Below are 18,722 nucleotides of genomic sequence, written 5' to 3'. Positions count from 1 at the left end.
CATTGGATTTATAATTGTAATGAATACAATTTTGGAAAAGAAGAGGATAAATGATGAAACCATACGAACGATTATTAGACCATAATATAAAGCCATCAATGCAGCGTATTGCCATTATGCAATATTTGATGGAGCATCCCATTCATCCTTCAGCGGATGATATCTATACAGCATTGTCTCCATCTATGCCTACGCTTTCAAAGACGACAGTTTATAATACTTTGAAATTGTTTTCGGAACAAGGGGCGGCTCAGATGCTTACGATTGATGAGAAGAATACTAATTTTGATGCGGATACATCCATTCATTCCCACTTCCTTTGCAAACGTTGCGGACACATTTATGATTTGCAATGTCCGGAAGCGATAAAAAAAGTGGAAAGTTTGGAGATGGACGGACATCAGGTATCTGAAGTGCATTATTATTATAAAGGTATATGTAAGAATTGCTTGAGAAAAGATAAAGAAACACGTATTGACTAATTAATTTAAAATTGAGAAGAAAATGAAAAAATTTAGATGTACTGTATGCGGTTACGTTTATGAAGGTGACGCAGCTCCTGAGAAATGTCCTTTGTGTAAAGCTCCTGCCAGCAAGTTCGTAGAAGTTGTTGGAGTAGAAGGTGGTGCATTGTCTTTTGCTGACGAACACGTTATCGGTGTTGCAAAAGGTTGCGACGAAGAAATGATCAAGGATCTGAACAATCACTTCATGGGTGAATGTACTGAAGTTGGTATGTATCTTGCTATGAGCCGTCAGGCAGACCGTGAAGGTTATCCTGAAGTAGCTGAAGCTTTCAAGCGTTACGCTTGGGAAGAAGCTGAGCATGCTGCAAAATTTGCAGAATTGCTGGGTGACTGTGTTTGGGATACTAAAACCAACTTGCAGAAACGTAAAGATGCTGAACAAGGTGCATGCGAAGATAAAAAACGTATCGCAACTCGTGCTAAAGCTTTGAACTTGGATGCTATCCACGACACTGTACACGAAATGTGCAAGGACGAAGCTCGTCACGGTAAAGGTTTCGAAGGTTTATACAACCGTTATTTCGGTGATAAATAATCAAACCTCATAATAACTCTTAAAAGGTCTGTATTCAAAAATGAATACAGACCTTTTTTCTTTATATTTGCTCATCAACTTTTAATACCACAGTTATGAAAAGAGTACAACTATTGTTAGTTTGTTTAGTGCTTTCGGCGGCTGCTTTTGCTGCTGATAAAGTGATTAAGTTGCCGCAACCTAATTTGAATCGTACAGGTGCGGTGATGAAGGCATTGTCCGAACGTCATTCGACCAGAGAGTTTGCATCCAAAGCCTTGAGCTTGGCTGACTTGTCGGATTTATTATGGGCTGCTAATGGAATTAACCGGAAAGATTCAGGGAAAAGAACCGCTCCTTCAGCTATGAACAAGCAGGATGTGGATGTATATGTAGTGTTGCCTGAAGGCAGTTATTTGTATGATGCGAAAAATCATCAATTGAATTTGGTAGCTGAGGGTGATAATCGGGGTGCGGTAGCCGGTGGACAGGCTTTTGTGAAATCAGCTCCGGTTTCTCTGGTTTTGATTAGCGACCTTTCCCGTTTAGGGGATGCAAAGAAACCTCATACCCAGTTGATAGGAGCTATGGATGCAGGAATCGTTTCGCAGAATATTTCAATCTTCTGTTCTGCAGCCAAGTTAGCTACGGTGCCACGTGCTTCGATGGATAATAATCAATTGAAGAAAGTGCTGAAGCTGAAAGATACGCAGGTTCCTATGATGAACCATCCTGTAGGATATTTTAAATAAGGTCTGATAAGAATATAAAAATAGTGACGCTATCCGGTAAGAATAGCGTCACTATTTACTTGTTATAGCGTCACTATCCTTACCGGATAGCGTCACTATATTTTTCCCTTTTTTACTTCAATAAAAATTCATCAATTGCTTTCTTGTAAGTTGCTTTGTCAGCAGCTCCGCGGAAAAGCTGTGGATCTCCTTTCATGGGGATGAATACGAACAATGGAATACTTGTTGCGTTGAACAGGGCTGCCAGTTCTTTCTGCTTGTCCACATTTACTTTGTAGATTGTTATTTTCCCTGCATATTCCTTTGCCAATTCTTTCATGATAGGAGCTGTCTGGCGGCAAGGCCCGCACCAATCAGCGTATAAGTCGATAATGGCGGGCTTGTCACCTTTGTATTTCCACTCTTTTGATTTTTCATAATCGAAGACGTCTTTCAGAAACATTTCCTTGTTCATTACGACGACTTCACCGTTACCTGTTACCTCTTTTTTACCTTGACTGGCTTCTGCTTTGTCATTGAAAGCGTATACAATCACGCTTACCATGACAAGAGCCACCATTACTAATACTTTCTTCATTCGTTATCTTTATCTTTTTATGTATAATGTTTCTCGATAACCCCTTGCAGTTCGCTGCTATGGATTACGCCGGAATGTCTCCACACCGCTTCCCCATCCTTGAATACTATAAAGGTAGGTACGGCCTGTATACGATATTTAGTAGCCAGTTCTTCATGCTGGTCAACGTCTATCTTTACAATCCGGGCTTTGTCACCTACAACTAATTTCAGTTCTTCCAAAACGGGTTTCATTGCTTTACAAGGTCCGCACCATTCAGCAAAGAAATCAACCAAAACGGGTACCGGTGACTTTATCAAATCTTCAAACTTTTCCATAATCTTTCCTTTCTTAAAGTTAAATGGCAGCCATTGAAGACTGCAAATATAAATTCTATTTCATTAATATAACGGGAAAAAACTGTTTTTGTTCACAAAATAGTAATCTTGAAGATATTATCTTGTAATGTAAAAGAGGGGACTTTACGTATCGAAACACACAAAATGAAAGTACGAACAAAAGAGAAATGGATAATGAGCGAATCAGGCTTCATTATCCATTTCTTCTTTATGAATGATATTTCTAATTATTCCGCAATAGTCAATTCATCAATGATATGGGAAGCTCCCGCAAATTTATCTATGATAAAGAGTGTATAGCGAATATCGACACAGGCGGCACGCTGTGATGAAGGACGGAAAGCAATGTCGCCCGTCAATCCTTCAAAGTTACGGTCGAAAGCAGTTCCTACCAACTGACCTTTACCGTTGAAGACCGGACTACCGGAGTTTCCGCCTGTATTGTCAGTGTTTACAATAAAGCAGACGGGCATTTCACCGTTTTTGCCATAGCGCCCATAGTCTTTGGCTGCGTATAACTCTTTCAGTTTTTGAGGTACAACAAATTCCCAGTTTCCCTGATCTTCTTTCTCCATTACTCCTTTAAGGGTGGTATGGGCATCATAAACAGCACCGTCAAACGGTTCATAAGAAAGTACCTGGCCGTATGTCAACCGTAAAGTAGAATTTGCATCCGGGTAAATAGGAATACTTTTTTCCTGTCTCATATCCATCATGCCTTTCACCCATACTTTGTGAGCGGCGTCGTAGTTCTGATTCGCTTCTTTCATGGCGATAGCCGTTTTCAGTATCCCGTCGGTAATGGAATATTTGAATAATACCATCCAGTCGTATCCTATTTTATACAAGCTCGGCTTTTTGATAAACTTCTCAAAATTTTGGGGACTGCCGAAGATGGAGTGTTCGAAGCACTCATCGACGAACGCGTCGATATTACCTTTAAAACGGGAATTGATAATCTCAAAGATATTAATCCGCTGTTCTGCCGGAATATACTTGGCATAAGTTTTCAGCATTTCTTTGCCGACCATTTTCTCCACTTCCGGAAAAGGAACATTGGTAAAATATTTATCAGCTTCTTTTTTCAGGTTTAGCTTTGCTTCTTTTATCTTCTCTTTATCTTTAGATTTCAAGGCAGCAACCATTTCCATTGTAGAAGGAATACGCATAAAATCAAGAGCTGTTACCAATGCTTCATTAATAGCCTGCTGATGATAGAGAGCATCACGGCGATGAGCTACGATAGAACGGATTTCATCGAAAGCTTTCTGATAAGAATCATCTCCTTTTTCACGTCCACGTGCCAAAAGTTCTTCTTGTTGTGCACGTTTGGTATCCAATACGTTGAGACGTACCAGACCTTCGTTCATACCGATGGCATTCTTCCAATAGTTGGCAGATGATGCATACTTGCTGGCATAATGAATACGTACGGCGGGATCTTTCAGCATTTGATCCATAAGTACCTTTTGACGGGCCCCACGTACATGCTGACGCATGAAGTTGGTAGTCTGCATACGTTCTTCCACTTCATCGGAAATCATGTATCGCCAGTTGCGTCCGGGGAATCCCATGACAAAGGTGAAGTCACCTTCCTGTACTCCGGCAAGGCTGATAGTCAGATGTTTCTTTACTTTCAAAGGAACGTTGTCTTTAGAATAGGCTGCCGGTTTTCCATCTTTATCCGCGTAAATACGGAAAAGAGAGAAGTCCCCCGTATGACGCGGCCACATCCAATTATCCGTATCTGCTCCGAATTTACCAATGGAAGAAGGGGGCGCACCCACCATACGAATGTCGCTGTACACCGTTTTGATGAACATATAGTATTTGTTTCCACCATAGAAAGCCTTAAGCTCCAGTTTGGTGGCGGGAGTAATTTCTATATTCTCGGCTTTGGCAAAACGTTTTGCTACCTTGCTAAGATAGCTTGGTGACAGGTAGTTGACTCCTTCCGGATCCGGATCTTTCTTTAATTGCTCGGTGACATAATCGGTCACATCGAGAATACGGTCGATATATGTGACGGTAAGTCCCGGAGTAGGAAGCTCCGCCTCGCGGTTCATAGCCCAAAAACCTTCAGTCAGGTAATCATGCTCTACATTGCTATGCTGCTGGATAGCTCCATAACCGCAATGATGGTTCGTCAGAACCAGTCCTTCGGAAGAAATAACCTCTCCCGTGCATCCACCGCCAAAGTGTACAACCGCATCTTTCAGAGAAAGACCGTTTGCGTTGTATACCTCTTCGACAGGAATTTCAAGACCAAGTTCACGCATGGCAACTGCATTCTGAGTTTTCAGGTCGGTTAGCATCCACATGCCTTCGTCGGCGTGGATGCTGAGAGTTGCCAGTGAAAAGATGGTAAATAGGATTTGTTTTCTCATTTATTCTACGATTGTCATTTCGTTAATCAGATGTCCGCAGTTGCCCAATTTCTCAAGGATGAACAGGACATAACGGATATCCAGGTTGATACAGCGTTGCAGGTTGTTGTCGAAGTTAATATCACCACTCAACGATTCCCAGTTACCGTCAAAAGCACAACCGATCAGTTCTCCGTTTTCGTTCAATACCGGGCTGCCGGAGTTACCACCGGTAATGTCGTTGGTAGAGAGGAAGCAAACAGGCATATCTCCGTTCGGTAAAGCATAACGTCCGTAATCCTTCTTTTCTATCAGTTCTTTCAGTTTGGCAGGTACAACAAATTCACGGTCTTCCGGGTTTTCTTTTTCAAGAATACCTTTGGTAGTAGTGTAATAGTTGTAGTGTACACCGTCTTTCGGGTCATAAGGTTTCACGTTACCATAAGTCAGGCGAATGGTAAAGTTAGCATCCGGATAAGAAGGTACAGGCAGTTTCATTTCGCCAAGGCCACGGATATAGGTCTTGTGCAGCAAGGCGAGTTCCTGATCCATATCTTTCAGTTGTGAAACGATTTGCTCGAACAAGTCATATTTAGATTGGCAATATTGTAAAGCCAGGTCGTTGTCGATAGCTTTCACTGTCGGCTTTTTGATGAACTTTTCAAAGTTTTCACGGTTGGCGAAGATAGAGTTGTCATACATATCGTCGATAAACTTGTCATAGTCGCCTTTGTATTTCTGTTCGATCACCTTGTAGATAGACGGACGCTGGTCAGCCGGAATCATTTCTGCGTAAAGCGGGAACAGAGCTTTGGCTACCTTACGGTCTACTTCGTGGTCGTAGTCCTTATTATGTATACCGTCATAGGTTTCTTTCAGAGCTTCTATGCGTGCGTTGATTAAAGAGTCGTTCTTTTCTACCAGTGCTTCCCGTGTTTTGGATAATAGGGTACTACCGAATTCGATAGCGCCGAAGAATGTTTCTCTTAAACAAGTGAACTGATAGTTGAGAGGAGCGGTTTTAGCTACCAGGTCATCTATTTTCTTTACTACCTCTGCGTATTCAGCATTGTTCTTTGCTTTGGCAAATTCTGCGAATTTAGCTTCCTGCGCAGCCTTTGTACCCAGCACGTCATTATCAATAATCGCTTTGTTCATTCCGATGGAGTTCTTCCAGTAGTTGCTGGAACCGGCATACTTGTTGGCATACTGGATACGGATTTTGTCGCTGGCATTCATTACTTCTTTCAGGACAGCCAGGCGGGCACCCCGGATACGGATACGCGGTTCGTTTTCAGATTCCATACGTTCTTTTACTTCCGATACAGTCAGATAACGACTTGTACTTCCGGGGAATCCCATGATCATTGCATAATCTCCTTCTTTCAGACCTTTGATGGAGATAGACAAATGTTTCTTGGTTTTCAGAGGAGTATTGTCTGCACTGTATTCTGCCGGTTCACCGTTAGCATCTGCATAGATACGGAACATGGAGAAGTCACCTGTGTGACGCGGCCACATCCAGTTATCCGTTTCACCGCCGAACTTACCGATAGAAGAAGGCGGTGCGGCAACCATACGTACGTCCGGATATATTTTCTTATAAAACAGATAGAATTTATTTCCGGCATAGAACGGAAGTGCTTGCGGCACAATTCCTTTTTTATCTTTCAGATCACTTTTAGAGTAAAGTTCTTCTGCCAGTTTCTGAAGAAACGCACCTGTGAATGATTCTGATTCGGTGATTTCTTTAGCGGCGATTTTTGCGTTGACAATATCGGTAATATCTTCAATACGTTCGATAAAGGTGAATTTTAGCCCCGGAGTAGGAAGTTCCTTATCTCGGGAAGTAGCCCAGAAACCGTCGGTCAGATAATCGTGTTCAACGCTGCTGTGTTGTTGGATGGAAGCATAACCACAGTGATGGTTTGTCAGGATCAGACCTTCCGGTGAGATGATTTCTCCCGTACATCCCCCACCGAATATGCCGACAGCATCCTTTAGAGATACACCGTTGGGATTATATAAATCTTGGGCTTCCAACTTTAAACCTTGTTTTTTCATCATATCTATGGAATGTTGCTGCTGCATCAGTTGCAATAACCACATACCTTCATCCGCCTTGGCGGAACATACGATCAGCGCAGTCAGCGCCAATAAATAAAGTCTTAGTCTATTCATTAATTAAGTGATAAAAGTTAAATATATGATTGTTAATATGTTCTGTTTCTGATTATTCTGCTTTGAATGTTCCGTTCTTCAGGGCTTCCATAATATTTGCCGGTGGACGTTGGTTCATCAGTTCGTTTTTCATGAAGTCCATGTATGGAGCTACATGCTTGAAGAACTGATAGTATCCTTTGCATAAGTAATTCAAGCCGGGTTCGCCTTCCGATGTTTGGCTGAAACGATTCTTCGGACACTCTCCGTTGCAGGCAAAGAGGAATTCACATTCCTTACATTGAACCGGAAGAGACTGATATTTCATGTTTCCGAAGTTATGCTGGCGTTCGCTATGCATCATTTCCACGAGTGTTTGGTTGTAGATATTTCCCAATTTATATTCGGGGAACACAAAGTGGTCACAGGAATAAACGTCTCCGTTAAATTCCATCACACCGGCATGTCCACAGGTTTTTGCCATTGTACATACTCCAGGCTGTTCGCCCATCCAGTTGGCAAGGGTAGAGTCGAATATCTGTATGTAGTAGTTGCCTACATCTTCCTTTACCCATTCGTCAAAAAGAGTACAGAGGAACTTGCCCCACTGCTCCGGAGTGATTGAGAAGTCAGCCAACGTTCCTTCCTTGTTTTCTGCAAGAGAGGCGAGGTGGCGTCCGTCCTGATGCGGCAGGATACGCTCTACGATGGGAGCAAACTGAATATAGTGACAGCCTATCTCTTTGAAGAAATTGTAAAAATCCAGTGGATAGTCGGCATTGAAGTCATTGATAACAGCCATTGCATTCCATTCCACTTCATGTTTTTTCAGCAGATTGATGCCCTGCATTACTTTCACAAAAGAAGGTTTTCCCATCTTGTTTTTGCGGTACTCGTCGTGAAACTCCTGCGGCCCGTCGATAGAGACACCTACCAGCCAGTTGTTGTCGTGGAAAAACTTGCACCATTCATCGGTGAGCATTGTTCCGTTGGTCTGGATACAGTTGTCAATCGTACGTCCCCGGGCATACTTCTTTTGCAGTTCCATCGCCTTTTTGTAGAAAGAGAGCGGTCGCATCAGCGTTTCTCCCCCGTGCCAGGTAAAAAGCACCTGCGGCATGGTCTGTGAGTTGATGTACTCGTCGATAAACTTTTCAAGAAGTTCATCGCTCATTACGTGTTTCGGATTGTCTTTGTATAGATTTGCCTTCTCCAGATAGTAGCAATAATCGCATGCAAGATTGCATACGGCACCTACTGGCTTTACCATCACATAAAGCGGTTTGGCAAAAGGGGCATAAGTCGATGTTTTCATAACTGCAAAATTAGGTAATCTAAATGAAAAAAAATCGCTTATACGTATGTTTATAAGGATTATTAAAGAAAAGAGACTTACAAGATTTAAATATTGATAAAATGTTTCCTTGAATTCTGAATCAGTTGTACCTTTGCACACAGAATTTTAATGAATAGATGAACGTGAATAAAATTTTGCCTTTTTTGCTTTTGCTTCCATTTCTGGCTTCTTGCACCAGTAAGTACAAGATTGAAGGAACATCTTCAGTAAACAGTCTGGATGGAAAAATGTTGTATCTTAAATCCCTGAACGACGGCGAATGGGTAAAACTGGATTCCGCTGAAGTGGTGCATGGAGGATTCTCTATGAAAGGGAAAATAGATTCTGTGCAGATGGTAACGCTCTACATGGATAATGAAAGCATCATGCCGATTGTGCTGGAAAAAGGCAAGATTACGGTAACTATCAGCAATACCGACCTGAAAGCAGTGGGTACACCTCTGAACGCGGCATTGTATGAGTTCATCGACAAAAGAAATAAGCTGGAAGAAAGCATCGGTGAACTGGAACAGAAAGAAACCCGCATGGTGATGGACGGTGGCGATCTGGAAGAGATTCATTCACAACTCATGGTGGAAGGCGATTCACTGATGAAAGAAATGAACCAGTATGTAAAAACTTTCATCTCGACCAATTATGAGAATGTGCTCGGGCCGAGTGTGTTCATGATGCTTTGCAGTTCCTTGCCATATCCTGTTATGACTCCCCAGATAGATGATATAATAAAAGATGCCCCTTATTCTTTTAAGAGTAATAAACTCGTGCGTGAGTTCCTTTCCAAAGCGAAAGAGAATATGAAACTGATAGAAGAGCATCAACGTTTGGAACAAAATACTCCGGCAAATAAGTAAACTTTGAGTTTTTTGTGTATTTTTGCGCAAAACTCAAGAAAAATGAAAACGACTACTTCTGTATTTGCCGCTTTCTTTTTTATTTCTGCCTTTTTTATTTCGTGTCATAAGGATTCGGATGTCCTCAACAGGACTTTTTCCAAAGTGGAAGAGTATATGGACATCTGCCCGGACACAGCCTTGTATATTTTAAATTCAATACCTAATCCGGAAAACCTGCGTGGCAAGGCAGGGGCTGATTATGCGCTGCTGATGACGGAGGCTATGGATAAGAATTATATGAAATTTAGTTCTGATTCATTGATGGTATTGGCTTTGGAATACTATATGCCGGATAAGCGAGAACCCTTTATGCGTGCAAAGGCTCAGTTTTATTACGGACGGGTGTTGTTGGAGTCTGATAAGGCCGAAGAAGCCTTGGGCTATTTCCTTTCTGCAAAAGAATACTTTGCAAGTGTCCGAAACGATGAACTACTGGCATTGGTCGCTGAAGAAACGGGTAAAGTAAAACGAAAACAAAAAATACATACCGAAGCTTTAGAAGATTTTCGGGAGGCATTTGCCATGCACAAACAATTGGGCGATTCTATGGGAATCGTGCGATCCAGCCTTCATATGGCACGTTCCTTTTTGTTTGAGAATCAGTGGGACAGTAGTTATTATTATTATAAATATGCTTTAGAGTTAACTGAACTGAAGAAATATCCATTCGAGATTTCTATTCTGCATGAACTGGGAATATTATACCGTTCAATGGGGAATTTGGATGCTGCCGAACCTTATTTTCTGTCTGCATATCAGAAAGAAACTGATGAGGAGAAGAAGTATATGGAATGTTTGTCTTTGGGCTATCTGTATATGCAGATGGGAAGAATACAGGATGCACGGAAATATCTGAAGCTGAGTATGAATGCTACCCATCCATATACACGGATTGATGCTTATACTTATTTGTATTTTTTGGAAAAAGATATTGATAATTTTGAAGAAGCCATAATTTATCATGAGAAGGCGGATTCCATTACTAATGCGATGGAAAAGGTTAACTCCGGCGAATTGATTGTCCGTTTGCAGAAAGAATATGAGAAAGTGAAGCTTTGGAATGATAATTTGCGGATGAAGATACAGTATACAAGTTTTGCCTTGTGGAGTGTAGCTTCTTTTCTGATAGTAGCTTTTTGCATGTGTTATTATTATTGTAAAAATAGGGAACATAAGAATAAAATTATCGAAATTGAATCGCAAATCAAAGAAAATGAGGAACAAATAAAGTGTTATCAGCAGGAAATAGATGAAATTCAGAAATCAAAGGAGCGAATGTTGGAAGAGAACAGGATGCTCGAAGAAACCCGACTGAAAGTTGGTGAACTGAATGGTAAAATCATTCTTTTGAGCATGCAGAATAAGACATTATCGGGACTGCTCAAGGAATTAGGGGGAGAATTGACAGTAGGAACCTCTTCCGAACAATATATATCAGCTTTTCGTTTATTGCTCGCTATAAGGGAGGGTACGCTGAGAGGTAAATTGTCGGCTGGGGAGCGTTATAAATTATTCAGCTTGTTCGATTTGCTTTACTGTAATTATGTAACCCGTTTACTTGAAAAAACTCCTTCGTTGACTAAACGTGATCTTGAAATCTGTTGCTTCCTCAAGTTTGGACTGAATAATGAAGAGCTGGCACGTATTTTCCAAACTTCTTCTGACTCTGTAACTAAAGCAAAGGGAAGGTTAAAAGGGCGTTTGGGTATTTCTTCACAAGATGATTTGGCTGTTTATTTGGGCGGATTTTGATAAATAAAAAATGAATTGTCCGGTTCTATTTTTAAATAGTATTTGTATTTTGTTGATTATTAGTTGTTTAAGTTTTATTCTGTATACTAAATTTGTCCGGGTGACTTTTTTGGCGTTTTTCGATATATGCCGTACTTTTGGGCAGACAAAAACCAAATAGCTATATGAAAAATTTTAATGAGTTATCCGTTACTTCTTCTTATAAGGAGAGTAATTTGCAGCTTGTGGAACAGAAAGCCTGCATTGTTGTTGGGATTGCTAATCCCCGTATAAAAATAAGAGTGGAAGTTTTATTGAGTGAAAGCCCGGAATATCAAACAATTTATATATCTTCGGGAAGTGAAACAGGTAAGCTGATTGAAGAGGCGGATCTGATTATCGGATCGGGGATTACAGCGTATGAAGGGGTGGCGCGCCGGAAACCGGTGATTGTAGTAGGAGATTACGGACTGGGGGGACTGGTTACCCCTGATACATTCCGTAGCCAATATAATAACCGTTTTAAAGGTAGGATAAATGGTATGAAAGATGAATCTTTCTCGCTGGAAAGTCTTGAGAAAGAAATAAAGAAGGCTTTTAGCCTGACTTTTCAGGAATTACAAATGATGTCTAACCAAATTATCACATATCAAAATATCTAAATTTCTAGTTTTAATAATTTAATGCATAAAAACTGGTTAGGAATGTGGGGGTGCGTGAGTATCCCCACATTTAGTATCCATATCACCGATCTTGATCTTCGTTTTTCACCATACCCTTGTACTTTTCGGGAAGTGCACTTTCAACCGCGGCATAAGCCTCTGCCATAGTAGCTTTGATATTATCCATACCTTTTCCTTTGGGTGGAATAGGGTCGTGAATGGTCAGAATCATACGATGACGATGTATCCACTTCCCTGTACGTGGTAGAATTTCAAATGAACCGTCGATGGTGACAGGCACCACTGCCAACTGTAAATCATCGGCCAACTGGAAAGCTCCTTTCTTGAAATATCCCATATGTCCTGTGAAAGTACGTGCCCCTTCCGGAAAAACCACTAAAGAAACCCCGTCTTTCAGAGAGTCTTTTGCCTGTCGGATAGTCTCCAATACTTTCTTCGGTCCGGAACGGTCGACGAAGATATGCCCTGCACTTTCACAAGCCTTTCCTACGAATGGTAATTTGCGCAGGCTCTTTTTCATCATCCACTTGAAGTTTCTTCCGATGAAGCCATAGATCAGGAATATATCGAATGACCCCTGATGATTAGGTACGAAGATATAGGACGTTTTGTCATGCAACTTTTCACGCCCGTGAATTTTCACGGGAATCAACAGGAAAAGACAAATTAATTGTGACCATATTTTTCCCGGATGATATCCCCAGAAGTGGGCTCCACCCAAGAGTGAACCTACAATAGTGACGAGTGCCGTGAGGATGGTCAACACTAATAAAATAGGCAAAGCGATGCAAATCTGATAAATATAGTACAGTATCTTCATAGGGTTGGATTTTTATCCTGCAAATATACATGATTATTGGTAAAAAAGAGATTCAAATGCCGTTTTATCTTTTCGATTGTGTTATTTTTGTCTCTTGTTATTAGAGATAGTTACAAAAATATGATACGTATATTACATACTGCCGACTGGCATCTCGGACAAACGTTCTTCGGCTATGACCGTGCCGCAGAACATGAGATGTTTTTGAATTGGTTGTCAGAAGAAATTCGTCAGAAAGAAATTGACGCATTGGTTATAGCCGGAGACGTCTTTGATGTCTCCAATCCTTCGGCTGCTTCCCAAAGCATGTATTACCGGTTTATTTACCATGTGACGGCGGAGAATCCGAACTTGCAGATTGTGATTGTTGCCGGTAATCATGATTCGGCGGCACGTCTGGAAGCTCCCCTGCCTCTATTGCAGGCTATGAGGACAGAGGTCAGAGGAGTGGTGCGCAAACTGGCGGGTGGAGAGATAGATTACGACCATCTGTGTGTGGAACTGAAAAACCGGACGGGGGAAGTTGAATTGCTTTGCATGGCCGTTCCTTTCTTGCGTCAGGGAGATTATCCGGCAGTGCAGACGGAAGGTAACCAGTATGCGGAAGGAGTTCGTGAACTTTATGCGCAACTTCTGCAAAGGTTATGGAAGCGGAGAAAAGCCAATCAGTCGATTCTGGCCATCGGGCATTTGCAGGCTACCGGATCGGAGATTGCAGAGAAAGATTATAGTGAGCGTACGGTCATTGGCGGTTTGGAATGTGTGTCGCCGGATGCCTTTTCCGAGCAGATAGCCTACACGGCGTTGGGGCATATTCATAAAGCCCAGCGGGTATCCGGACGGGAGAATGTACGCTATGCAGGAAGTCCCATTCCGATGTCTTTTGCAGAGAAACATTATCATCATGGAGTGGTGATGGTAACTTTTGATGGTGGTTGTGCGGTAGATATAGAACGGATTGAATGTCCGAAGTCAGTCCCTTTGGTGAGTGTGCCGAATGGAGAACCTGCATTGCCGGAGGTTGTATTGGATGCTTTGAAAGATTTACCCGTAGCAGAGGAAATTGCACCCTATTTGGAAGTGAAGGTACTGTTGGAAGAACCGGAGCCCATGCTCCGGCAAGAGATAGAGGAAGCCTTGGCGGATAAAAACTACCGGTTGGCACGTATTGTTTCCACGTACCACAATGATGCGGGAAAGGTGGAAAAAGAGGAGACGGACTGGAAAGGGGGATTGCAGGAAATGTCTCCTTTACAAATTGCCCGATCTGCCTTTGAGAAAATTTATCAGGCAGAAATGCCTGAAGAATTGACAGACTTGTTTCAGGAAGCCTATTTGGCTGCTACCCGTAAAGAAGAGGAGGAAGAAGGATGAGAATATTAGCGATACGATTGAAGAATCTGACTTCGATAGAAGGAACAGTCGAAGTGGATTTTACATCTGCTCCCTTACATTCAGCAGGAATCTTTGCTATTTCAGGGCCTACGGGAGCAGGTAAATCTACTTTGTTGGATGCGTTGTGTCTGGCATTATACGATAAAGCGCCCCGTTTTGCCACTTCGGTGGAAAGTGTAAATTTGGCGGATGTAGGGGACAATCAGATTAACCAGTCCGATGTCAGAAACTTGCTGCGTCGGGGAACAAGCGACGGTTATGCGGAAGTCGATTTTATAGGAATAGACGGACATTGCTATCGTTCCCATTGGTCAGTAAGGCGGACAAGAAATAAAGTGAGCGGCTCTTTGCAATCACAAGTGTTGGAAGTGAGAGAACTGGATACGGAGAAAGAATTTCAAGGTACTAAAAAAGAGCTGTTGGCTCAATTGGTCGATTTGATCGGTTTGACGTATGAACAGTTTACCCGTACGGTACTATTGGCTCAAAATGATTTTGCTACTTTCCTGAAATCGAAAGGAACGGCAAAGGCGGAATTACTTGAAAAACTGACGGGAACAGGCGTTTATTCGCGTATCTCACAGGAAATCTTCGTCCGGAACAAAGCTGCACAGGAGGAAGTGGCTCTGATTCATAATAGAATGAGTGTGATTGAACTGATATCGGAGGAAGAACTGCTGACCTTGCAGAAAGAAAAAGAGTCATTGGTTGAAAAGCGTGCGGCAGGAATTAAATTGCTTGCCGAGCAGAATGCGCAACTGAATATTGTCCGGTCATTAAAGACGCAGGAAGAACTTCGGAAGAAGAAACAGGAAGAGGAGCAAGGGGAGAATGCAAGGTTGAAAATGTCTTTGGAAAGGCTTGCCTCACAAGAAGAAGGACTGGTACGCTTTAAAACTCAATGGGAAGCCATACAGCCGGATTTAAAGAAAGCGCGTCAGTTGGATGTGCAGATACAGTCACAGCAAGATGGATATGCGCAGGCGCAACAGATTTTGCAGGCTGCTTGCGGGCAGGTGGCAGAACAGGAAAAGAAGATGCGGACAGCTACGGAACACCTGCAATTATCTTTTCATTCTTTAAATCGCTTGTTGAATCATACAGGGGCGGAAGAATCTCTGCAACTTGAACAGGTGGAGAAAATCTTGCGGCAGGAAGAAGAGATGCTGAATGCCGGAGTAAAGGTGAATGAAGAACGGCTGGAACGATTGAACTCCTTTGGTTATCCGTCATTGGCTGAAGAACAAGTGAAGTTGCAGAAAGAACGGATACGTCAGCAGACCATCCGGCAGTTAACCGAAACACAAACGAAAGCCAAGGTGGAAATCGAAAAGTTAGAGAGAGAGACGGCTGATTGTTTAAAGCAACTGGCAGAACAAGAGATTGCACTGAAAACAGTCCAACGGCTTTATGAAAATGCCCGTATGGCGGTAGGAAAAGATGTGAAGGCTCTGCGTCAGCAGTTGCAGGAAGGTGAAGCTTGTCCGGTTTGTGGTAGTACATCGCATCCTTATCATCAGGAACACGAGGTAATAGACACTCTTTTTCGGAATATAGAGCAGGAATATAACACGGCGGTAGCTGCTTGTCAACAGAACAATAACCGTAATATTGCTCTGCAACGTGATTTGGCACATCAGAAAACGATTGAAAGACAGGTACGTGAACAGTTGGCTGCATTACAGAAAGAAGGTCTGGATGTCGGCAACGAAGAACAGATACAACATCGCCTGGCAGAATTGGCTAAGTTCATTTTAGAGTACCGTAATCTTTATGCGGAATGGCAACATAGCGATGAAGAGATTAAGAAAATGCGTGCCCATTGCGAGGCTCTGCGGGAAAATGTCTCCCAATGCCGTTTGGCAATGCAGAAAGTATCGTCTGCCAAAGAACAACTGGCTATTTTGCAAAATGCAGTCGCGGCCGAACAGAAGCGGTTTGAAGTGATAGAGAAGGCATTGAACACACTACGACAGGAACGTTCGGTCTTATTGAAAGGCAAGAGTGCGGACGAAGCGGAAGCTGCCGTAGCGAGAAAGGAAAAAGAACTGAATCTTGCTTTGGAACAAGCACGTAGAGAGGTGGAGACTGTGCAGAATCGCCTTTTCGGGTTGCAAGGAGAAATAAAGCAGATAACTTCAGCTATTGGAGAATTGCAGGAACAACAGAAACAGATTGAATTCCCCGAACAACTTCCCGAAATAATCAAGAAACAACAAGACGAAAATCTGAATACGGAACGAACTCTTTCTGCTATTGAAGCCCGCCTGCTGCAACAGATAAAGAATAAGGAAACAGTAGAAAAGATAGCCAAAGAACTGGCTGAAAAACAAACTGTAGCCGAACGCTGGGCGAAACTGAACAAGCTGATTGGAAGTGCGGACGGAGCGAAGTTCAAGGTTATCGCGCAAAGCTATACCCTGAATTTGTTGTTGCTTCATGCCAACAAGCATTTGTTCTATCTCTCCAAACGCTATAAATTACAGCAAGTCCCCGGCACATTGGCGCTTCAGGTCATTGACTGTGATATGTGTGATGAGGTGCGGACTGTATATTCCCTTTCCGGGGGAGAATCCTTCCTGATCTCTTTAGCATTGGCATTGGGATTGTCGTCCTTATCCAGTAATAATCTGAAAGTGGAATCCCTTTTCATTGATGAAGGATTCGGCTCTTTGGATGCGGAAAGTCTGCGGACAGCTATGGAAGCGTTGGAACAACTGCAAATGCAAGGAAGAAAAATCGGAGTTATTTCTCATGTGCAGGAAATGAGTGAACGGATTTCCGTTCAGGTACAGGTACATAAGAAAGTGAATGGAAAAAGTGCGCTTACCGTCGTAGGGTAAGCACCGTTATTTCCGGCCATGCGCCAAAGCGGAAAGGTAAGCCTACATAACCGATGCCGACATTGACATATAAGCCACGTGTGCCTTCCAGATACATTCCACCCCATTCGGGATAGACGTAAACAGAAGGAGAGTAGCTACCGAATTGAAGCTGCATGGCGTGGGTATGTCCTGCCAACATTAAATCTACGTCCGATTTGGGTAACACTTCCCGCCGCCAGTGCGTTGGGTTATGGCTTAACAGTATTTGGAACATACCGTCAGTACCGGCTTTTGCTCCGGCGAGATCACCATGTTGGGAGAAGGGCGGTTCACCTTCATTTTCTACTCCGATAAGGGCAATACTGTCATTTCCCTGAATTAGGATGGAATGTGAGTTATTCAGTAGTTTCCATCCCATAGCTGCCTGCCTTTGCTCTAAATCAATCAGATTATCGTCTTGCTCCTGTTTGCTTTTCCAACGGAAATAAGGGCCGTAATCGTGGTTTCCCAAGATGGAGTAAACTCCGTCTTTAGCCTTCAATCGGACAAGGATTTCCTGAAAACCATCCAATTCCTTCGCACGATGATTTACCAAATCTCCGGTGAAGACAATAAGATCGGGCTGTTGGGCGTTTACCAGGTTCACCATTCTTTCGATGTCAGGTGCATTTCCTATCCAACTACCGATATGTAGGTCTGAAAGTTGTACAATGCGATATCCGTCAAAAGCTTGGGGAAGGCGAGGCGAGGAGTAGGTGACTTCTTTGACCTCAAACTGGCTTCGTCCGATGAAAGAACCGTAGAGAATCATAATAATACAGAGGACAGCTAATGTCAATCCTGTACAGATAAACGGAGTACGTGGTGCCCGGAGCCATTTATGAAAAGGAATCCCGATGACAGTGCAGAGAGCCAGTAGTAACTTGGGAGCCGCAAAAAGGAAGAAGAAGACAGAATACCATCCGATGTCCCTTGTGTGGCTTTCGGAGAAAGGATTATTGGCGAAAAATACCAGATATACCAGTCCCGCGAGGATAAGGGTAGTCGGTATCCAATAGAGGATTCGTAACCATCGCTTTGTTGTGAGCCGGACGATAAAACGAAGATACAGATAAATATCCGGCAGGATCAGAAACAATAGTAGGAATATGAATAAACGTTGTAACATGCTGATTCGGAGTTAATATATTTAGAGTCTCTTTTTTATATCAATTCATTTAATTCGCTCAAGTTCTTTTTGATTTCGTGGATACGGTTAAGGAATTTCTTACGATAAATCCATAGGATCAAGCCAAGTCCGCCACCCCATAACAAAAAGAAAAAGAGCATCATACCGATTCCATATTGCCATACTTGCCAATAAATGAATGAAAGTACTGCCAATATCAGAAGAAAGATAATGGCAAACAATCGTTCTCTGATAGTCCACCGATGGATACGGTTGACACGACCAATCACCTCCACAAGCGGCATTTCGTCTATTTGAGTCCGTTGGAGAAAACGGGTGGTGACGATGTCCCAACAAAGTGCCGGAATCCAGGCAAGAAGAATGATGATATAGATTGGATTCAAACGGTTGTGCAATAATACTTCCGCTAAAAACAATATTAATACCGGCAGAGAAATCAGGATCAGCTTGATATTCAGGTTGGCAATGGCATGGATACCTTTATCGGCATGTCCTATCAGCTTCGAAAGCTCTTCTTCCTTGATAAGCTCCTTGTCTTTCAAGTGCTCATCGAGGGCATTCCAGGATTTTTTCAGTTCTTCCAGTTCCATATATC

General features: G+C 42.5%; 16 protein-coding genes. 8 read left to right on the top strand and 8 right to left on the bottom strand.

Annotation, left to right across the window (positions count from 1 at the left end):
• Positions 1 to 53 precede the first annotated feature (53 nt).
• From AB5443_RS01675 to AB5443_RS01665, 3 genes are all read left to right on the top strand, one after another.
• Positions 54 to 482 carry a Fur family transcriptional regulator gene (locus AB5443_RS01675; RefSeq protein ID WP_195407073.1) on the top strand — a complete coding sequence of 143 codons (429 nt, stop codon included), beginning with the start codon at positions 54 to 56 and terminating at the stop codon, positions 480 to 482.
• 22 nt (positions 483 to 504) lie between these two features.
• Positions 505 to 1,062: an NADH peroxidase gene (locus tag AB5443_RS01670; protein ID WP_368113074.1), complete on the top strand. Its 558-nt coding sequence runs from the start codon at positions 505 to 507 to the stop codon at positions 1,060 to 1,062.
• 95 nt (positions 1,063 to 1,157) lie between these two features.
• Positions 1,158 to 1,793 carry a SagB/ThcOx family dehydrogenase gene (locus AB5443_RS01665; RefSeq protein ID WP_368113073.1) on the top strand — a complete coding sequence of 212 codons (636 nt, stop codon included), beginning with the start codon at positions 1,158 to 1,160 and terminating at the stop codon, positions 1,791 to 1,793.
• A 112-nt stretch (positions 1,794 to 1,905) separates the two neighbouring features.
• Here AB5443_RS01665 and AB5443_RS01660 read toward each other — a convergent pair whose 3' ends face one another.
• The 5 genes from AB5443_RS01660 to AB5443_RS01640 all read right to left on the bottom strand — a co-directional run bounded on the left by AB5443_RS01660 (position 1,906) and on the right by AB5443_RS01640 (position 8,549).
• Positions 1,906 to 2,370 (bottom strand): co-chaperone YbbN, encoded by a 465-nt coding sequence (locus AB5443_RS01660; RefSeq protein ID WP_022139529.1) that lies wholly within the window; start codon positions 2,368 to 2,370, stop codon positions 1,906 to 1,908.
• A 17-nt stretch (positions 2,371 to 2,387) separates the two neighbouring features.
• A complete protein-coding gene (gene trxA / locus AB5443_RS01655) occupies positions 2,388 to 2,687 on the bottom strand; it encodes a thioredoxin (protein WP_022139528.1) in 300 nt (99 codons plus the stop codon).
• 248 nt (positions 2,688 to 2,935) lie between these two features.
• Positions 2,936 to 5,095 carry a S46 family peptidase gene (locus tag AB5443_RS01650; RefSeq protein WP_368113071.1) on the bottom strand — a complete coding sequence of 720 codons (2,160 nt, stop codon included), beginning with the start codon at positions 5,093 to 5,095 and terminating at the stop codon, positions 2,936 to 2,938.
• Entirely contained in the window at positions 5,096 to 7,255 is a 2,160-nt protein-coding gene (locus AB5443_RS01645; RefSeq protein ID WP_044656246.1) for a S46 family peptidase, read from the bottom strand.
• A 52-nt stretch (positions 7,256 to 7,307) separates the two neighbouring features.
• Positions 7,308 to 8,549, bottom strand: coding sequence for an anaerobic sulfatase-maturation protein (locus AB5443_RS01640; protein WP_073348541.1), 1,242 nt, complete (start codon positions 8,547 to 8,549; stop codon positions 7,308 to 7,310).
• Positions 8,550 to 8,707: 158 nt separating this feature from the next.
• Between AB5443_RS01640 and AB5443_RS01635 the strand changes: the two genes are divergently transcribed.
• The 3 genes from AB5443_RS01635 (at position 8,708) to AB5443_RS01625 (ending at position 11,877) form a co-directional block, all read left to right on the top strand.
• Positions 8,708 to 9,442: a DUF4369 domain-containing protein gene (locus AB5443_RS01635; RefSeq protein WP_044656248.1), complete on the top strand. Its 735-nt coding sequence runs from the start codon at positions 8,708 to 8,710 to the stop codon at positions 9,440 to 9,442.
• Between the two features lie 42 nt (positions 9,443 to 9,484).
• Positions 9,485 to 11,236 (top strand): tetratricopeptide repeat protein, encoded by a 1,752-nt coding sequence (locus AB5443_RS01630; RefSeq protein WP_277130828.1) that lies wholly within the window; start codon positions 9,485 to 9,487, stop codon positions 11,234 to 11,236.
• Between the two features lie 164 nt (positions 11,237 to 11,400).
• Positions 11,401 to 11,877 (top strand): hypothetical protein, encoded by a 477-nt coding sequence (locus AB5443_RS01625; RefSeq protein ID WP_022139521.1) that lies wholly within the window; start codon positions 11,401 to 11,403, stop codon positions 11,875 to 11,877.
• A gap of 82 nt (positions 11,878 to 11,959) precedes the next feature.
• Here AB5443_RS01625 and AB5443_RS01620 read toward each other — a convergent pair whose 3' ends face one another.
• Positions 11,960 to 12,718, bottom strand: coding sequence for a 1-acyl-sn-glycerol-3-phosphate acyltransferase (locus AB5443_RS01620; RefSeq protein ID WP_195406960.1), 759 nt, complete (start codon positions 12,716 to 12,718; stop codon positions 11,960 to 11,962).
• A gap of 120 nt (positions 12,719 to 12,838) precedes the next feature.
• Between AB5443_RS01620 and AB5443_RS01615 the strand changes: the two genes are divergently transcribed.
• Together AB5443_RS01615 and AB5443_RS01610 are read left to right on the top strand one after the other, a co-directional pair.
• A complete protein-coding gene (locus AB5443_RS01615; RefSeq protein WP_277130825.1) occupies positions 12,839 to 14,092 on the top strand; it encodes an exonuclease SbcCD subunit D C-terminal domain-containing protein in 1,254 nt (417 codons plus the stop codon).
• Positions 14,089 to 16,956, top strand: a complete 2,868-nt coding sequence (locus AB5443_RS01610; protein WP_277130823.1) for an AAA family ATPase — start codon at positions 14,089 to 14,091, stop codon at positions 16,954 to 16,956. Before AB5443_RS01615 ends, AB5443_RS01610 begins: the two co-directional genes overlap by 4 nt.
• Here AB5443_RS01610 and AB5443_RS01605 read toward each other — a convergent pair.
• Together AB5443_RS01605 and AB5443_RS01600 are read right to left on the bottom strand one after the other, a co-directional pair.
• On the bottom strand, positions 16,940 to 18,106 hold the full coding sequence (locus AB5443_RS01605; protein ID WP_368113069.1) for a metallophosphoesterase: 1,167 nt from the start codon (positions 18,104 to 18,106) through the stop codon (positions 16,940 to 16,942). The genes AB5443_RS01610 and AB5443_RS01605 overlap by 17 nt on opposite strands.
• A gap of 35 nt (positions 18,107 to 18,141) precedes the next feature.
• Positions 18,142 to 18,717, bottom strand: coding sequence for a hypothetical protein (locus AB5443_RS01600; RefSeq protein ID WP_195406964.1), 576 nt, complete (start codon positions 18,715 to 18,717; stop codon positions 18,142 to 18,144).
• Positions 18,718 to 18,722 lie beyond the last annotated feature (5 nt).

Origin of the sequence: Bacteroides sp. RTP21281st1_H5_RTP21281_210402 (assembly GCF_040918965.1) — a bacterium.
Classification (GTDB): Bacteria; Bacteroidota; Bacteroidia; order Bacteroidales; family Bacteroidaceae; genus Bacteroides; species Bacteroides congonensis.
The sequence above is the reverse complement of the archived record's forward strand: the minus strand, read 5'-3'. Positions and strand labels throughout refer to the sequence as shown.